This window comes from Pseudomonas sp. GW822-FHT03F04 (assembly GCF_058801405.1).
The window spans coordinates 375,711-391,510 of the sequence record NZ_JBXANF010000001.1; the positions used below are offsets into that span (position 1 = coordinate 375,711).

At 61.5% G+C, this 15,800-nt stretch carries 14 protein-coding genes; 7 read left to right on the forward strand and 7 right to left on the reverse strand.

The window, feature by feature from the left end:
• Nucleotides 1-29: 29 nt before the first annotated feature.
• The 4 genes from AC1RMX_RS01755 to AC1RMX_RS01770 form a co-directional block, all read right to left on the reverse strand.
• The gene (locus tag AC1RMX_RS01755) at nt 30-2,027 is read right to left on the reverse strand and encodes an acyltransferase family protein (RefSeq protein WP_493070205.1); all 1,998 of its coding nucleotides are present in this window, start codon (nt 2,025-2,027) and stop codon (nt 30-32) included.
• A gap of 171 nt (nt 2,028-2,198) precedes the next feature.
• Nucleotides 2,199-3,458: a transcription termination factor Rho gene (gene rho, locus AC1RMX_RS01760; protein ID WP_003229334.1), complete on the reverse strand. Its 1,260-nt coding sequence runs from the start codon at nt 3,456-3,458 to the stop codon at nt 2,199-2,201.
• 250 nt (nt 3,459-3,708) lie between these two features.
• Complete coding sequence (trxA, locus tag AC1RMX_RS01765; RefSeq protein ID WP_003206727.1) at nt 3,709-4,038, reverse strand: thioredoxin TrxA; 330 nt, start codon at nt 4,036-4,038, stop codon at nt 3,709-3,711.
• A gap of 120 nt (nt 4,039-4,158) precedes the next feature.
• Nucleotides 4,159-4,866: a FadR/GntR family transcriptional regulator gene (locus tag AC1RMX_RS01770; RefSeq protein ID WP_192559263.1), complete on the reverse strand. Its 708-nt coding sequence runs from the start codon at nt 4,864-4,866 to the stop codon at nt 4,159-4,161.
• Between the two features lie 256 nt (nt 4,867-5,122).
• On the opposite strand from AC1RMX_RS01770, the gene AC1RMX_RS01775 reads away from it, so the two are divergent.
• From AC1RMX_RS01775 to ppx, 5 genes are all read left to right on the forward strand, one after another.
• Nucleotides 5,123-5,908, forward strand: coding sequence for a transporter substrate-binding domain-containing protein (locus AC1RMX_RS01775; protein ID WP_096817393.1), 786 nt, complete (start codon nt 5,123-5,125; stop codon nt 5,906-5,908).
• 21 nt (nt 5,909-5,929) lie between these two features.
• Nucleotides 5,930-6,610 carry an amino acid ABC transporter permease gene (locus tag AC1RMX_RS01780; RefSeq protein WP_011336489.1) on the forward strand — a complete coding sequence of 227 codons (681 nt, stop codon included), beginning with the start codon at nt 5,930-5,932 and terminating at the stop codon, nt 6,608-6,610.
• A complete protein-coding gene (locus AC1RMX_RS01785; RefSeq protein WP_493070208.1) occupies nt 6,607-7,257 on the forward strand; it encodes an amino acid ABC transporter permease in 651 nt (216 codons plus the stop codon). The genes AC1RMX_RS01780 and AC1RMX_RS01785 overlap by 4 nt, the downstream gene beginning before the upstream one ends.
• On the forward strand, nt 7,244-7,981 hold the full coding sequence (locus tag AC1RMX_RS01790; protein ID WP_249483018.1) for an amino acid ABC transporter ATP-binding protein: 738 nt from the start codon (nt 7,244-7,246) through the stop codon (nt 7,979-7,981). The genes AC1RMX_RS01785 and AC1RMX_RS01790 overlap by 14 nt, the downstream gene beginning before the upstream one ends.
• 104 nt (nt 7,982-8,085) lie before the next feature.
• Nucleotides 8,086-9,588: an exopolyphosphatase gene (ppx, locus tag AC1RMX_RS01795; RefSeq protein ID WP_096817389.1), complete on the forward strand. Its 1,503-nt coding sequence runs from the start codon at nt 8,086-8,088 to the stop codon at nt 9,586-9,588.
• Between the two features lie 66 nt (nt 9,589-9,654).
• Here ppx and ppk1 read toward each other — a convergent pair whose 3' ends face one another.
• Both ppk1 and hemB read right to left on the reverse strand, forming a co-directional pair.
• A complete protein-coding gene (gene ppk1 / locus AC1RMX_RS01800; protein ID WP_096817387.1) occupies nt 9,655-11,880 on the reverse strand; it encodes a polyphosphate kinase 1 in 2,226 nt (741 codons plus the stop codon).
• An 18-nt stretch (nt 11,881-11,898) separates the two neighbouring features.
• Complete coding sequence (hemB, locus tag AC1RMX_RS01805) at nt 11,899-12,912, reverse strand: porphobilinogen synthase (protein WP_007951836.1); 1,014 nt, start codon at nt 12,910-12,912, stop codon at nt 11,899-11,901.
• Nucleotides 12,913-13,120: 208 nt separating this feature from the next.
• Between hemB and AC1RMX_RS01810 the strand changes: the two genes are divergently transcribed.
• Nucleotides 13,121-13,777: a DedA family protein gene (locus AC1RMX_RS01810; RefSeq protein WP_096817385.1), complete on the forward strand. Its 657-nt coding sequence runs from the start codon at nt 13,121-13,123 to the stop codon at nt 13,775-13,777.
• On the opposite strand, the gene AC1RMX_RS01815 is transcribed toward AC1RMX_RS01810, so the two are convergent.
• Nucleotides 13,758-14,993 carry a sterol desaturase family protein gene (locus AC1RMX_RS01815; protein WP_493070210.1) on the reverse strand — a complete coding sequence of 412 codons (1,236 nt, stop codon included), beginning with the start codon at nt 14,991-14,993 and terminating at the stop codon, nt 13,758-13,760. The genes AC1RMX_RS01810 and AC1RMX_RS01815 overlap by 20 nt on opposite strands.
• 116 nt (nt 14,994-15,109) lie before the next feature.
• On the opposite strand from AC1RMX_RS01815, the gene elbB reads away from it, so the two are divergent.
• Complete coding sequence (elbB, locus tag AC1RMX_RS01820; RefSeq protein ID WP_096817382.1) at nt 15,110-15,778, forward strand: isoprenoid biosynthesis glyoxalase ElbB; 669 nt, start codon at nt 15,110-15,112, stop codon at nt 15,776-15,778.
• Nucleotides 15,779-15,800: the final 22 nt, after the last annotated feature.

Here is a 15,800-nt window from a genome sequence, read left to right on the forward strand (position 1 = left end):
TATGCCGGTCGCTGGCAGCCCGTCACTGCTTACTTGGCTGCATTCACCTGGCCGCTACCCGGATTTTTACCGGCCTGCAGACTGACAAACAGCGGTTCGAGGATCGGCGCCACGAATCGCGCACCGACTTCCGACAGGTGATTGTCATCCTTGTACAGCGAATAGCCGTCGAGTTCGGCGCGACACAGACCGTTTTCATCACACAGCCGTGGCGCCGGATCGATCACCCGCACCATCGGATCCTGCGCCAGTTGGGCGAACAACCGGCTGATGAATGCCTGGCGCTTGTCATGCTCGCCGATGGCCAGGCCGACCTCATCCACCGAATGACCCAGCATCGCAAGGCGTGTCAGGCGATACGGCGGGTTGAACGCCTGCAACGGCGCCTCTTTCACCAGCCAGACCCGATGCCCGCCCTCACGCAATTGAGCAAGCCGTGCGCGCAGCCCATCGGCCAGGCGTTGTTCAGCGACGGCACTGTCGTACTTACCATCCGGCTTTCTGAGCGCATGGTCGAGATCCCCTTTGGCGTCGCCATACAGATAGAGGCTCCAACGCGCGACCAGCACCACATCGCTGATACGTTGCGCGCTCAACCCCTGCTCGACACGCCGATTGAAACGCGTACAGGCCGCGTCATGCTCCAACCCTTCAACCGGAATACAACCGGCAGAGCTGGCGAGGATCACGTTGACGCCATGGGCTTGCGCAGCGTCCTCCAGCACCGGAATCAGTGCCGTAGCGTGGCTGTCACCCCAGACCATCGCCTGGGCCGGCAGGCTTTCCACACCGTAATGGCAGAACAGCTTGTCATCCGGGGCCTTGTCGTCCGTCAGGCACGCCATCAGCTCCGGCCGCCACTCGTGGCCCTTGGCATATTGCAGCGCCTGCTCGGACAGACGCGACGGCAAGCCATCGGTCCAGCGCAGGGCTTGTCCTGCCAGGCCGAGCACCAGAATGCCGCAGAAACCGGCCAGCAGAACCTGCCGGCGTCCGGCGAGCAGGCGACGCTCGCGGAACGGTGTTTCGACGAACTTCCATGACAGGTAACCCAGCACCAGCGTCAGCAGGATCAATCCTGCGATGTCCAGCGCACCCGGTTCCTCGACGCTGGCATAGCTGGAAAACACGAACACCGGCCAGTGCCACAAGTACCAGGAATAGGAAATCAGGCCGAGGCCGACCATCACCCGACTGCTCAGCAATTGACCCATCAACGTTTCACGATGACCGTTGGCCAGGATCAGCGCCACCACGCCCAGCACCGGCAGCAGCGCCGCGGCGCCGGGGAATGGAGTGCTTTTGTCGTACCCGAAGACGGCCAGCAGGATCAGCGCCATGCCGAGCAGGCTCAGCCCCTGCGCTGCCATCGGTTTGAGGCGCCACGAATGCCGGGGCGCCACGGCGAGCATCGCACCGGCCAGCAGCTCCCACGCCCGCATCGGCAACAGGAAAAACGCCTTTTCCGGGTAATGATGGACCGCCCACACGCTCAGCCCGAAGGACAGCAGCAACACGCCGAACAGCGCCAGCCGCCAGTGTTTCAGACGGCTCGACAGCAAGGTCAGCAACAGCGGGAAGAGAATGTAGAACTGTTCCTCCACCGCCAGCGACCAAGTGTGCAGCAGCGGCTTGAGATCCGAAGCGACGTCAAAATAGCCATCCTGACGCATGAACAGAATGTTCGAGACGAAGGTCACCTGGTAGCGCACCGAGCGCCCGAGTTCTTCGTAGTCCTTGGGTGCCAGCAGGAACCAGCCCACCGCCAGCACCGCGATGATCATCGCAAACAGCGCCGGCAGGATCCGCCGGGCGCGTCGGGCCCAGAACTCGACGAAGCTGAAACGCCCGGCCTGGCGCTGGTTCCAGATGATCGAGGTGATCAGGTAGCCGGAAATCACGAAAAACACGTCCACGCCGACAAATCCACCGGTGAACCCCGGGACGCCAAAGTGGAACAGCACCACGGCAATCACAGCGACTGCGCGCAAGCCGTCGATATCCCTTCGATAAGCGAGTGTGCTCATAAATCTTTAATGCCAATCAGGTGGTTATTTTTTGTACAGCCCAAGGCGCTGCTTCTTGTTTTTCCGGCACACGGACCTTAACAGATCGCACACCTGCGATCGCCCGGACAAAAATCAGGCAAAAAAATGGCGCCCCTGAAGGGCGCCATCTTTCGGACTCAACCGACGACGTTACTTGCGCTTCATCGACAGGAAGAACTCGTCGTTGGTCTTGGTCGTTTTCAGCTTGTCGACCAGGAACTCGATGGCAGCTACTTCGTCCATCGGGTGCAGCAGCTTGCGCAGGATCCACATGCGCTGCAGTTCGTCGTCGGCGGTCAGCAACTCTTCACGGCGGGTGCCGGAACGGTTGATGTTGATGGCCGGGAACACACGCTTCTCGGCGATCTTGCGATCCAGAGGCAGTTCCATGTTGCCGGTACCCTTGAACTCTTCGTAGATCACTTCGTCCATCTTCGAGCCGGTTTCAACCAGCGCGGTGGCGATAATGGTCAGCGAGCCGCCTTCTTCGATGTTACGCGCGGCACCGAAGAAACGCTTCGGCTTCTCCAGGGCGTGGGCATCGACACCACCGGTCAGCACCTTGCCGGAGCTCGGGATCACGGTGTTGTAGGCACGGGCCAGACGGGTGATGGAGTCGAGCAGGATCACCACGTCCTTCTTGTGTTCGACCAGGCGCTTGGCCTTCTCGATCACCATTTCAGCCACTTGTACGTGACGGGTCGGCGGCTCGTCGAAGGTCGAGGCAACCACTTCGCCGCGCACGGTGCGCTGCATTTCGGTCACTTCTTCCGGACGTTCGTCGATCAACAGCACGATCAGGTGAACTTCAGGGTTGTTACGGGCGATGTTGGCCGCGATGTTCTGCAGCATGATCGTCTTACCGGCTTTCGGCGGTGCAACGATCAGACCGCGCTGGCCTTTGCCGATCGGGGCGCACAGGTCGATCACACGACCGGTCAGGTCTTCGGTGGAACCGTTGCCGGCTTCCATCTTCATGCGCACGGTCGGGAACAGCGGGGTCAGGTTCTCGAAGAGAATCTTGTTTTTCGCGTTCTCTGGACGATCGAAGTTGATCGTGTCGACCTTGAGCAGGGCGAAGTAACGCTCGCCTTCCTTTGGCGGCCGGATCTTGCCAACGATGGTGTCACCGGTGCGCAGGTTGAAACGGCGGATCTGGCTCGGCGAGACGTAGATGTCGTCAGGGCCGGCGAGGTAGGAAGCGTCAGCGGAGCGCAGGAAGCCGAAGCCGTCCTGGAGAATCTCCAGCACGCCATCACCGGAGATTTCCTCACCGCTTTTCGCGTGCTTTTTCAGCAGGGAGAAAATCACGTCCTGCTTGCGCGAACGGGCCATATTTTCTATGCCCATCTGTTCGGCCAATTCGAGCAGTTCGGTAATCGGCTTTTGCTTGAGTTCAGTCAGATTCATATAGGAATGACGTAATCATTTATGGAGGGGGGGAAATTAAGCTTTTGGCTTAATGAGGCCGCGCCGCGGAGAAGGCGACAGGATCGCGTACTTGTTCGAAAAGGAGTGCGTCGGCGACGGCTAGCAGGGGGCAGTGGAGAAACCAGTGCGGGGCCGAATGTATCACCTGAGTTTCGGAGCGTCTAGCCCTGAATACGCAAAAAGCCCCGCGATTTGCGGGGCTTTTTGAGGACAATCTTTACCGCGACGCTTAGATGTTGGCGTCGAGGAAAGCAGCCAGTTGCGACTTCGACAGAGCGCCGACCTTGGTCGCTTCCACGTTGCCGTTCTTGAACAGCATCAGGGTCGGAATACCACGTACGCCGTGCTTGGCCGGGGTTTCCTGGTTTTCGTCGATGTTCAGCTTGGCAACGGTCAGCTTGCCTTTGTAAGTCTCTGCAATCTCGTCCAGAACCGGAGCGATCATTTTGCAAGGGCCGCACCATTCAGCCCAGTAGTCGACCAGGACAGCGCCTTCGGCCTTGAGTACGTCGGCTTCGAAGCTAGCGTCGCTAACGTGTTTGATCAGATCGCTGCTCATGGAATTCTCCAGGTTGTAAGCAAAAAAACGTGGCCCATCATAGCCGCCCTTCCCTTGTTCAGGAAGCTGCAGATGATTGAGTCTTGCTATGGCACTCGATGAGTTTGGGTATAGCTCAAGTCACGCGCCGGCGGGGGCGATGAAGGCAATTCCAGTGCGCAACGCCGCGTTGCGCACGTGCTCCTGCATGGCTTTCTGCGCGGCAGCGGAGGCCCGACGAGCCAGGGCGCGGAGGATCTTGCGGTGTTCCTGCCAGGTTTCCATGGCCCGTTCGGCGCGGATGAACGGTAGCTTCTGGCTCTCCAGAAAGATGTCGGCGCTGGCGGTGAGGATGCTCAGCATCGCCTGATTGCCGCTGGCCCGCAGGATCCGCCGGTGGAATTCGAAATCCAGTTTCGCCGCGGCCTCGAAGTCGCCGGCGCGCAGTTGCTCACGCATGGCGGCGACGTTGTCTTCCAGTTCATCCAGATCAAACGTGCTCAGCGTCACCGCCGCCAGCCCGGCCGCGAACCCTTCCAGCGCATAGCGCAACTGAAAGATCTCCAGCGGCGAGGCCTGGGCTGCAAACGGCCAGGCCGGCGCACCCTCCCCGCGCGGCAGCTCAACCGGCGACTGCACGAATACGCCCTTGCCCGGCTGGATGCTGACCACCCCCAGCGCACTCAAGGACGACAACGCCTCGCGCAACGACGCCCGGCTGACCCCCAACTGCACCGCCAGATCCCGCTGCGAGGGCAGCGCATCACCGGGGCCGAAACCCTGCTCGGTAATCAGTTTGCGGATCGCTTGCAGCGCCACTTCGGGTACGGCGCGGGAGATCGAGTTCATGGTTTTCCAGTCGGACCAGGCCAAGGTGCGGCCAGTTGTAAAGCTATTCGAGGCGTCAGGCAAGTCATGCCCCAGCGGGGTTCGACGGCGCACGCCGATGCGCTATCGCAGTGCGAAATCCAACCTGACTGTTCAGACCAGTAAGACCGAACAAACCCGCTAAACCCGTGGCTTTGCGCAGCCAAACCGCTGTCTTGGCACGGCCCATGCTCTGTCCGATCGCAGAATTCACTTCCCGCCGATCCGGAGATTGTCCATGACGAAGCGTTACAGCGCCCTCCTCGCCGCCCTGTTTGCCGGTCTGATGCTGAGCCAGGCCCCCGCCCATGCCGACGGTCTGGACGACGTGGTCAAACGCGGCACCTTGAAAGTCGCCGTGCCTCAGGACTTCCCGCCCTTCGGCTCGGTTGGCCCGGACATGAAGCCGCGCGGTCTGGACATCGATACTGCGAAACTGCTGGCCGACCAGCTCAAGGTCAAACTCGAACTGACCCCGGTCAACAGCACCAACCGCATCCCGTTCCTGACCACCGGCAAGGTCGACCTGGTGATTTCCAGCCTCGGCAAGAACCCCGAACGCGAGAAGGTCATCGATTTCTCCCGTGCCTACGCACCGTTCTACCTCGCTGTGTTCGGCCCGCCGGAGGCAGCCGTCAGCACCCTGGACGACCTCAAGGGCAAGACCATCAGTGTCACTCGCGGCGCCATCGAAGACATCGAGCTGACCAAGGTCGCCCCTGAAGGCGTGACCATCAAGCGCTTCGAAGACAACAACTCGACCATCGCCGCCTACCTCGCCGGCCAGGTCGACCTGATCGCCAGCGGCAACGTGGTGATGGTGGCGATCAGCGAAAAGAGCCCGAAACGCGTACCGGCATTGAAAGTGAAGCTCAAGGATTCGCCGGTCTACGTCGGCGTGAACAAGAACGAGCCGGCGCTGCTGGGCAAGGTCAACGAGATCCTGGCCACCGCCAAGGCTGACGGCGCGCTGGAAAAGAACGCGCAGACCTGGCTCAAAGAGCCGCTGCCGGCCGACCTCTGACCGGCGGCGCGGGAGACTTTCATGGCCTATCAGTTCGATTTCTTGCCGGTGGTGGAAAACACCGACCTGCTGCTGCGCGGGGCGCTGTTCACCCTTGAGCTGACAGCCATCGGCGCGCTGTTCGGGGTTGGTGTGGGTATTGTCGGAGCGCTGGTGCGGGCGTGGAACATCCGTCCGTTCTCGACAATCTTCGGCGTGTACGTCGAGTTGATTCGCAACACGCCGTTCCTGGTGCAGCTGTTCTTCATCTTCTTCGGTCTGCCGTCCCTTGGCGTGCAGATCTCCGAGTGGCAGGCGGCGGTGCTGGCAATGGTGATCAACCTCGGTGCGTACTCGACCGAGATCATCCGTGCCGGCATCCAGGCGATCCCGCGCGGGCAACTGGAGGCCGCTGCTGCGCTGGCGATGAGCCGTTTCGAAGCGTTCCGCCACGTGGTGCTGCTGCCGGCACTGGGCAAGGTCTGGCCGGCCCTGAGCAGCCAGATCATCATCGTCATGCTCGGTTCGGCGGTGTGTTCGCAGATCGCCACCGAAGAGTTGAGCTTCGCCGCCAACTTTATTCAGTCGCGCAACTTCCGCGCCTTTGAAACCTATGCCCTGACCACCCTCATTTATCTGTGCATGGCGCTGCTGATCCGTCAGTTACTGAACTGGCTCGGTCGGCGCTACCTGTCGAAAAGCAGCGCAAGGAGCAGCCAATGAGCGACTTCACGTTCTGGGACATCCTGCGCAACCTGCTCACCGGCCTGCAATGGACGCTGGCGTTGTCGCTGGTGGCGTTCATTGGCGGCGGGATCGTCGGGTTGCTGATCCTGATCATGCGCATCTCGAAAAACCCGCTGCCCGGCAGCATCGCCCGCACCTGGATCGAACTGTTCCAGGGCACGCCGTTGCTGATGCAGCTGTTTCTGGTGTTCTTCGGCGTGGCGCTGGCCGGCGTGGAGATTTCGCCGTGGATGGCGGCGGCCATTGCCCTGACGCTGTTTACCAGCGCCTATCTGGCGGAGATCTGGCGCGGTTGCGTCGAGGCGATTCCCAATGGCCAGTGGGAAGCTTCGTCGAGCCTGGCGCTGAATCCGCTGGAGCAATTGCGCTACGTGATTCTGCCGCAAGCGCTGCGCATCGCCGTGGCGCCGACCGTGGGCTTCTCGGTGCAAGTGGTCAAAGGCACCGCCGTGACCTCGATCATCGGCTTCACCGAACTGACCAAGACCGGCGGCATGCTCGCCAACGCCACCTTCGAACCGTTCATGGTCTACGGCCTCGTCGCCGCCGGCTACTTCCTGCTCTGCTACCCCTTGTCCCTCAGTGCGCGCTACCTGGAAAGGAGACTGCATGCCTCTGCTTAGAATTTCCGCCCTGCATAAATACTACGGCGATCACCACGTACTCAAAGGCATCGACCTGAGCGTCGAGGAAGGTCAGGTCGTGGCGATCATCGGCCGCAGCGGCTCGGGCAAATCCACCCTGCTGCGCACCCTCAACGGCCTGGAATCGATCAACGACGGCGTGATCGAAGTCGATGGCGAATACCTCGACGCCGCCCGCGCCGATCTGCGCAGCCTGCGACAGAAAGTCGGGATGGTGTTCCAGCAGTTCAACCTGTTCCCGCACCTGACGGTGGGCGAAAACGTGATGCTCGCGCCGCAGGTGGTGCAGAAGGTGCCCAAGGCCAAGGCTGCGGAACTGGCGCGGCAGATGCTTGAGCGCGTTGGCCTCGGCGAAAAGTTCGACGCCTTCCCGGAACGCCTCTCGGGCGGCCAGCAACAACGCGTGGCGATTGCCCGGGCGCTGGCGATGTCGCCCAAGGTGCTGCTGTGCGACGAGATCACCTCGGCGCTGGACCCGGAACTGGTCAACGAAGTGCTCAGCGTGGTCCGCCAGCTCGCGAAGGAAGGCATGACGCTGATCATGGTCACCCACGAAATGCGCTTCGCCCGGGAGGTCGGGGACAAACTGGTGTTCATGCACCAGGGCAAGGTGCATGAGGTGGGCGACCCGAAGGTGTTGTTTGCCGATCCGCAGACGCCGGAACTGGCGAATTTCATCGGAACCGTGGAAGTCGCAGGCTGAAAGCAGGCCGTCAGTGCGCTAAATCAAGGGTTTGTACCATGCGCGTTGGCGGCAGCGTTTGATCGTGGCACGATGTCGAGGTTATCGACCGAGACCCCCAGACCATGCCGCAATCCCAAGCCAAGAATCTGTCCCTGATCGCCGCGATCGACCTGGGCTCCAACAGCTTCCACATGGTCGTGGCCAAGGCCCAGAACGGCGAAATCCGTATTCTCGAACGTCTCGGGGAGAAGGTTCAGCTGGCCGCCGGCATCGACGATGAGCGCCATCTCAACGAAGAATCCATGCAGCGCGGGCTCGATTGCCTGAAGCGTTTTGCCCAACTGATCAACGGTATGCCGCTGGGCGCCGTGCGGATCGTCGGCACCAACGCCCTGCGCGAGGCGCGCAACCGTGGCGAATTCATCCGCCGCGCCGAAGAAATCCTCGGCCACCCGGTGGAAGTCATCTCCGGCCGTGAAGAGGCGCGCCTGATCTACCTCGGCGTCTCTCACACCCTCGCCGACACTCCGGGCAAACGCCTGGTCGCCGACATCGGCGGCGGCAGTACCGAATTCATCATCGGCCAACGCTTCGAGCCGTTGTTGCGCGAAAGCCTGCAAATGGGCTGCGTGAGTTTCACCCAGCGCTACTTCAAGGACGGCAAGATCACCCCGGCACGCTACGCCCAGGCCTACACGGCGGCGCGGCTGGAAATCATGAGCATCGAACACGCCCTGCACCGCCTGACCTGGGATGAAGCCATCGGCTCCTCGGGCACCATCCGCGCCATCGGCCTGGCGCTGAAGGCCGGCGGACATGGCACCGGCGAAGTGAACGCCGAAGGCCTGGCATGGCTCAAGCGCCGCCTGTTCAAGCTCGGCGATGTCGACAAGATCGATTTCGAAGGCATCAAGCCGGATCGCCGCGCGATCTTCCCGGCCGGCCTGGCGATTCTTGAAGCGATCTTCGACGCCCTCGAACTGCAACGTATGGATCACTGCGAAGGCGCGCTGCGCGAAGGCGTACTCTACGACCTGCTCGGCCGCCATCATCACGAAGACGTGCGCGAACGCACCCTGACCTCGCTGATGGAGCGCTACCACGTCGACCTGGAACAGGCCGTACGCGTCGAGCGCAAAGCCCTGCACGCCTTCGATCAAGTGGCTGTCGATTGGCAGCTGGACGATGGTATCTGGCGCGAACTGCTGGGCTGGGCGGCGAAAGTGCACGAAGTCGGGCTCGACATCGCTCACTACCAATACCACAAGCACGGCGCCTACCTGATCGAGCACTCGGACCTGGCCGGCTTCTCCCGCGAAGACCAGCAAATGCTCGCCCTGCTGGTGCGCGGCCACCGCCGCAACATCCCCAAGGACAAGTTTGCCGAATTCGGCGACGACGGCGACAAGCTGATCCGCCTGTGCGTGCTGCTGCGCTTTGCGATCCTGTTCCACCACATTCGCGGCACCCAGACCATGCCGCAGGTCGCGCTGCACGCCAATGGCGACAACCTCGATGTGGAATTCCCGGAGAACTGGCTGGATGAAAACCAGCTGACTCAGGCGGATTTCGCACTTGAGGCCGAGTGGCTGACGCGGGTTGGGATTGTTCTGACCGTGCACTGAGTAACCGGCAGGCACAAAAAAGGCGATCCGGATGGATCGCCTTTTTTATTGCTTTGAGACCTGCGGTCAGCTGCTGACCGGCAGAATCGGGCTGCCCAGCCGCTCCAGCAACGTCGCCTGCGCACTGCGCGGGTTCTGGTTGCCGGTCGGCGTGTTGCGGATGTAGCGGCCGTCCGACTGCAGGCTCCAGCTGTGGGTGTTGTCGGTCAGGTACAACTCCAGCTCTTTCTTGACCCGGGTCAGCAGCTTCTTGCCTTCCACCGGGAAGCAAGTCTCGACGCGCTTGTCGAGGTTGCGCTCCATCCAGTCGGCGCTGGACAGGAACATCTGCTCCTCGCCACCGTTGAGGAAGTAGAACACGCGGGTGTGTTCAAGGAAGCGACCGATGATCGAGCGCACGTGAATGTTGTGCGAAACCCCGGCGATGCCCGGACGCAGGCAGCACATGCCGCGCACCACCAGGTCGATACGCACGCCAGACTGGCTGGCCTTGTACAGCGCGCGGATGATCTTCGGATCGGTCAGCGAGTTGAACTTGGCGATGATGTGCGCAGGTTTGCCGTCGAGCGCGAATTGCGTCTCGCGCAGAATCATGTCGAGCATGCCCTTCTTCAGGGTGAACGGCGCGTGCAGCAGCTTCTTCATGCGCAGCGTCTTACCCATGCCGATCAACTGGCTGAACAGTTTGCCGACGTCTTCGCACAAGGCGTCGTCGGAGGTCAGCAGGCTGTAGTCGGTGTACAGACGGGCGTTGCCGGCGTGGTAGTTACCGGTGCCGAGGTGCGCGTAACGCACGATCTCGCCGGCTTCGCGACGCAGGATCAGCATCATCTTGGCGTGGGTCTTGAAGCCGACCACGCCATAGATCACCACCGCACCGGCCGCTTGCAGACGGCTGGCCAGTTGCAGGTTGGATTCTTCGTCGAAGCGCGCACGCAGCTCGATGACCGCCGTCACTTCCTTGCCGTTACGCGCGGCGTCCACCAGCGCATCGACGATTTCCGAGTTGGCGCCGGAGCGGTACAGGGTCTGGCGTACGGCCAGAACGTGCGGGTCTTTCGCAGCCTGGCGCAGCAGGTCGACCACCGGGGTGAACGACTCGAACGGGTGCAGCAGCAGGATGTCCTGTTTACTGACAACGCTGAAAATGTTCTCGCTGTTTTGCAGCAGTTTCGGGATCTGCGGCGTGAACGGCGTGTATTGCAGCTCCGGATGGCTGTCCAGACCGGTGATGCTGAACAGACGCGTCAGGTTGACCGGACCGTTGACCTGATACAGCTCGGTCTCGCTCAGGTTGAACTGCTTGAGCAGGTAGTCCGACAGGTGTTTCGGGCAGGTGTCGGCGACTTCCAGGCGCACGGCGTCACCGTAACGACGTGAGAACAACTCGCCACGCAGGGCGCGGGCCAGGTCTTCGACGTCTTCGGAATCGAGCGCCAGGTCAGCGTTTCGGGTCAGACGGAACTGGTAGCAGCCTTTTACCTTCATGCCCTGGAACAGGTCATCGGCGTGGGCGTGGATCATCGACGACAGGAACACATAGTTGTCGCCAGGGCCGCCGACTTCTTCCGGCACCTTGATGATCCGCGGCAGCAAGCGTGGCGCCGGGATGATTGCCAGACCGGAATCGCGACCGAAGGCGTCGATGCCTTCGAGCTCGACGATGAAGTTCAGGCTCTTGTTCACCAGCAACGGGAACGGGTGCGTCGGGTCGAGGCCGATCGGGGTGATAATCGGCGCGATCTCGTCGCGGAAGTAACGGCGCACCCAGGTCTTGAGCTTGGTCGTCCAGTAGCGGCGACGTATGAAGCGCACCTGATGTTTTTCCAGCTCCGGCAGCAGGATGTCGTTGAGGATCGCGTACTGACGGTCTACATGACCGTGCACCAGCTCGCTGATCCGCGCCAATGCCTGATGCGGTTGCAGACCGTCGGCGCCGGCCTGTTCACGGGCGAAGGTGATCTGCTTCTTGAGGCCGGCGACGCGGATCTCGAAGAACTCGTCGAGGTTGCTGGAGAAGATCAGCAGGAACTTCAGCCGCTCCAGCAACGGATAGGACTCGTCCAGCGCCTGTTCCAGCACGCGGATGTTGAACTGCAGTTGCGACAATTCCCGGTGGATATACAGGCTGCTGTCATCCAGGCCGGGAATCGCGATCGCCGGGGCCGCCGGAGCGGGTTCAGTTGCCGGCGCGGGTGGCGCGGGCTCCAGTTCCGGCGGGGTTTCGGTAATCTGCTCGACCACGGGTTGAGCTTCTTTTACGGCAACTTCAGTGAGTCCTTCGGTATTCATCGAATGTTCCTGGGAGGGCTATTTCTGCTCTCGTAACAATTGAGCGGCACGGACAGCAAAGTAAGTCAGGATGCCATCAGCGCCGGCACGTTTAAAGGCGGTCAGGGATTCGAGGATCACGCCTTCGCTCAACCAGCCATTCTGGATCGCCGCCATGTGCATGGCGTATTCGCCGCTAACCTGATAGACGAAGGTCGGCACTTTGAAGGCATCTTTTACCCGGAACAAAATATCCAGGTACGGCATGCCGGGTTTGACCATGACCATGTCCGCGCCTTCAGACAAGTCCGCGCCCACTTCGTGCAGCGCTTCGTCGCTGTTGGCCGGGTCCATCTGATAGGAAGCCTTGTTCGCCTTGCCCAGGTTCGCGGCCGAACCTACGGCATCGCGGAACGGGCCGTAATAGGCGCTGGCGTACTTGGCCGAGTAGGCCATGATCCGCACGTTGACGTGACCGGCCAGCTCCAGCGCCTCACGGATCGCCTGGATGCGGCCGTCCATCATGTCCGACGGGGCAACCACCTGGGCGCCGGCGGCGGCGTGGGACAGCGCCTGTTTGACCAGTGCATCGACGGTGATGTCGTTCTGCACATAGCCTTCTTCGTCGAGAATGCCGTCCTGACCGTGAGTGGTGAACGGATCCAGGGCGACGTCGGTGATCACGCCCAGCTCCGGGAATCGGTCACGCAGGGCGCGGGTGGCGCGCTGGGCGATACCTTCGGGATTCCAGGCTTCGGCGGCATCGAGGGATTTGAGCTCAGGTGGCGTGACCGGGAACAGCGCCAGCGCCGGAATCCCCAGTTCGACCCATTTGGCGGCTTCTTCAAGCAGCAGGTCGATGGTCAGGCGCTCGACACCTGGCATCGAGGCCACGGCTTCGCGGCGGTTTTCACCGTCGAGCACGAACACCGGCAGGATCAGGTCATCGACCGTCAACACGTTCTCACGCACCAGTCGCCGGGAAAAATCATCACGGCGATTGCGACGCAGGCGGGTGGCAGGGAACAGACGGTTGGCTGGGGTAAAGCTCACGGCAGACTCCTGAGCCCGCGCAAACGGGCGAGCGTGACAGTTATAGATGGCCATTATGACCAACGTATTACAGTTATGTGCACCCCTGTGGCAGGTAGTCGCATTCCATTGTCGTTGTAGGAAATGTTCACGTCGAGACACATTTCGACACTTTCCTGAATGTGTCCGAAGGGTTAGGCTGCGCGTTCATTTCGCCAGCACCCAGACAATGCTCCAACAATTTCTGCATGACTTCGGCTACTTTGCCCTGTTTCTCGGCACGTTCTTCGAAGGCGAAACCATCCTGGTGCTCGCGGGCTTCCTCGCGTTCCGTGGATACATGGACATCAACCTGGTGGTGGTCGTGGCGTTCTTCGGCAGCTATGCCGGCGATCAGCTGTGGTACTTCCTGGGCCGCAAACACGGACGCAAGTTGCTGGCGCGCAAACCGCGCTGGCAAATGATGGGCGACCGCGCGCTGGAGCATATCCGCAAGCACCCGGACATCTGGGTCCTGAGCTTCCGCTTCGTTTACGGCCTGCGCACGGTAATGCCGGTGGCGATCGGCCTGTCGGGCTACCCGCCGGGACGCTATCTGCTGCTGAACGGGATTGGCGCTGCGATCTGGGCCGCCGCCCTCGCTGCGGCCGCATACCACTTCGGTGCGGTGCTCGAAGGCATGCTGGGCAGCATCAAGAAATATGAGTTGTGGGTACTCGGTGCGCTGCTGGTGCTGGGTGTCGGCCTGTGGCTGCGCCGCCGGTTCAAGAATGCCCGGCTGGCCAAGAAGGTCTACGAGGACGAGCAGGCCGAACAACTGGCCAAAGCCGAACGGCACAAGGCCGAACTGGCCAAGGCTACCGACCCTAAGACGCCAGCCGAATAAACCGCTGGCGGCAGCAATACAGCCCGACGCCGCTGAGCAGGCTGTAACCGAACAGGCCGACCCACATCTGCGGGCCGGCCGGCCATAACCCGACCTGCGGCGCCAGCCATACCAGCGGCAGGTTCGCGGCCAAGCGCAGCAGTTCCAGCCTCAGCGCCCACGGGCGATTCTCCAGGGCCACGCCCAACACAAACAAACCGAATGCCACCGCGCCCCAGCCCAGAATCAGGGCGCCGGTCGACAGGCTGTGTTCCAGATTCATCAGATAACTGCCCAGCGCCACGTAAACACCGAATTGCAGCACCACGTACCACTGCTGCCGGGTGCCCAACGGTACTTCGAATTTGCGGAACCGGCTCAAGTCCGGCTTGTGCATCGGGTATTTCGCCGCCACGTCTGCCGGACGCCAGCCGGTGCGCATGAACCAGATCCGCAGCTTGTCCCATTTGCTCCCGGCGCGGCGCGCGTCGTCCCACAGCTGCGCGTAAAACTGCACGTTGGCCCACAGCGGATTCCAGCTCGCCAGCGGAGTGGTCACGCCAAAAATCACCGGCTCGTTGTCGTCCTCTTCCTGGAACGAACCGAACAGACGATCCCAGATAATGAACACCCCGCCGTAGTTGCGATCCATGTAGAGAGCGTTCTGTGCATGGTGGGCCCGATGATTCGACGGTGTGACGAAGCACCATTCAAACCAGCCAAGCTTGGGAATGTGCTTGGTGTGAACCCAGAACTGGTACAGCAAATTGAGCGCCGCAACACTGACGAACACCAGCAACGGCACGCCGAGCACCGCCATCGGCAGGTAGAAGATCCAGCCCAGCAGAAACCCGGTGCTGGTCTGGCGCAACGCGGTGGAAAGGTTGTAGTCCTCACTCTGGTGATGCACCGAGTGAGCCGCCCAGAGAATGTTCCGCTCGTGGCCCATGCGGTGCAGCCAGTAGTAACAGAAGTCGTAGAGGACAAAAGCGAAGACCCACACCCAGGCACTGTCCGCCGGCAACCTGACCAGCGCCAGATGCTCCAGGGCAAAGCCGTAGGTCACCAGCCCCACGCCTTTGGTCAGCAGGCCGGTGGTGGTCGACAACACCCCGGTGCTGATGCTGTTCACCGCATCGGCCAGGCGATAGTTGCTCACCCCGCGCCAACGGTCGGCGATGAGCTCTGCCACGATCAATACGAAGAAAAACGGCACCGCATACAGAATGAAGTTCATGACGCGCCCTGATCGAGATCCGTGTGCACAGATCCTAGGTGTAGCCGCGGCTCGACCCTATGGCAACGAACGACAAATTAGTGGACATTTAGCGCCATGAATCTGGAGAGAAACCCATGAGCAAAAAAGTTGCAGTGATCCTGTCCGGTTGCGGCGTGTACGACGGCGCCGAGATCCACGAAAGCGTCATCACCCTGCTGCGCCTCGACCAGCGCGGCGCCCAGGTGCAGTGCTTCGCCCCGGACATCGCGCAATTGCATGTGATCAACCACCTCACCGGCAAGGAGATGCCCGAGTCGCGCAACGTGCTGGTGGAATCGGCACGCATCGCCCGGGGCAACGTCAAGGATGTCCGTGAAGCCGATGTCGATGACTTTGATGCGCTGATCGTGCCCGGCGGTTTTGGCGCAGCGAAGAACCTGTCGAACTTCGCCGTCGACGGCGCGGGCTGCTGCGTTCAGCCGGACGTACTGGCGCTGACCGAGGCCTTTGCCGAAGCGGGTAAACCGGTGGGCCTGATGTGCATTTCGCCGGCGCTGGCCGCCAAGATCTACGGCCCGGGCGTGACCTGCACCATCGGCAACGATGCCGACACCGCCACGGCGATCGGCAAGATGGGCGCCACCCACGAAGACTGCGCCGTGACCGACATCATCGAAGACAAGGCGCGCAAACTGGTGACCACCCCGGCCTACATGCTGGCGCAGTCGATCAGTGAAGCGGCTTCGGGGATCAACAAGTTGGTGGATCGCGTGCTTGAACTGACCCACGAAAACGACGCCTGACGCGCGACAGTGATCATTCCCA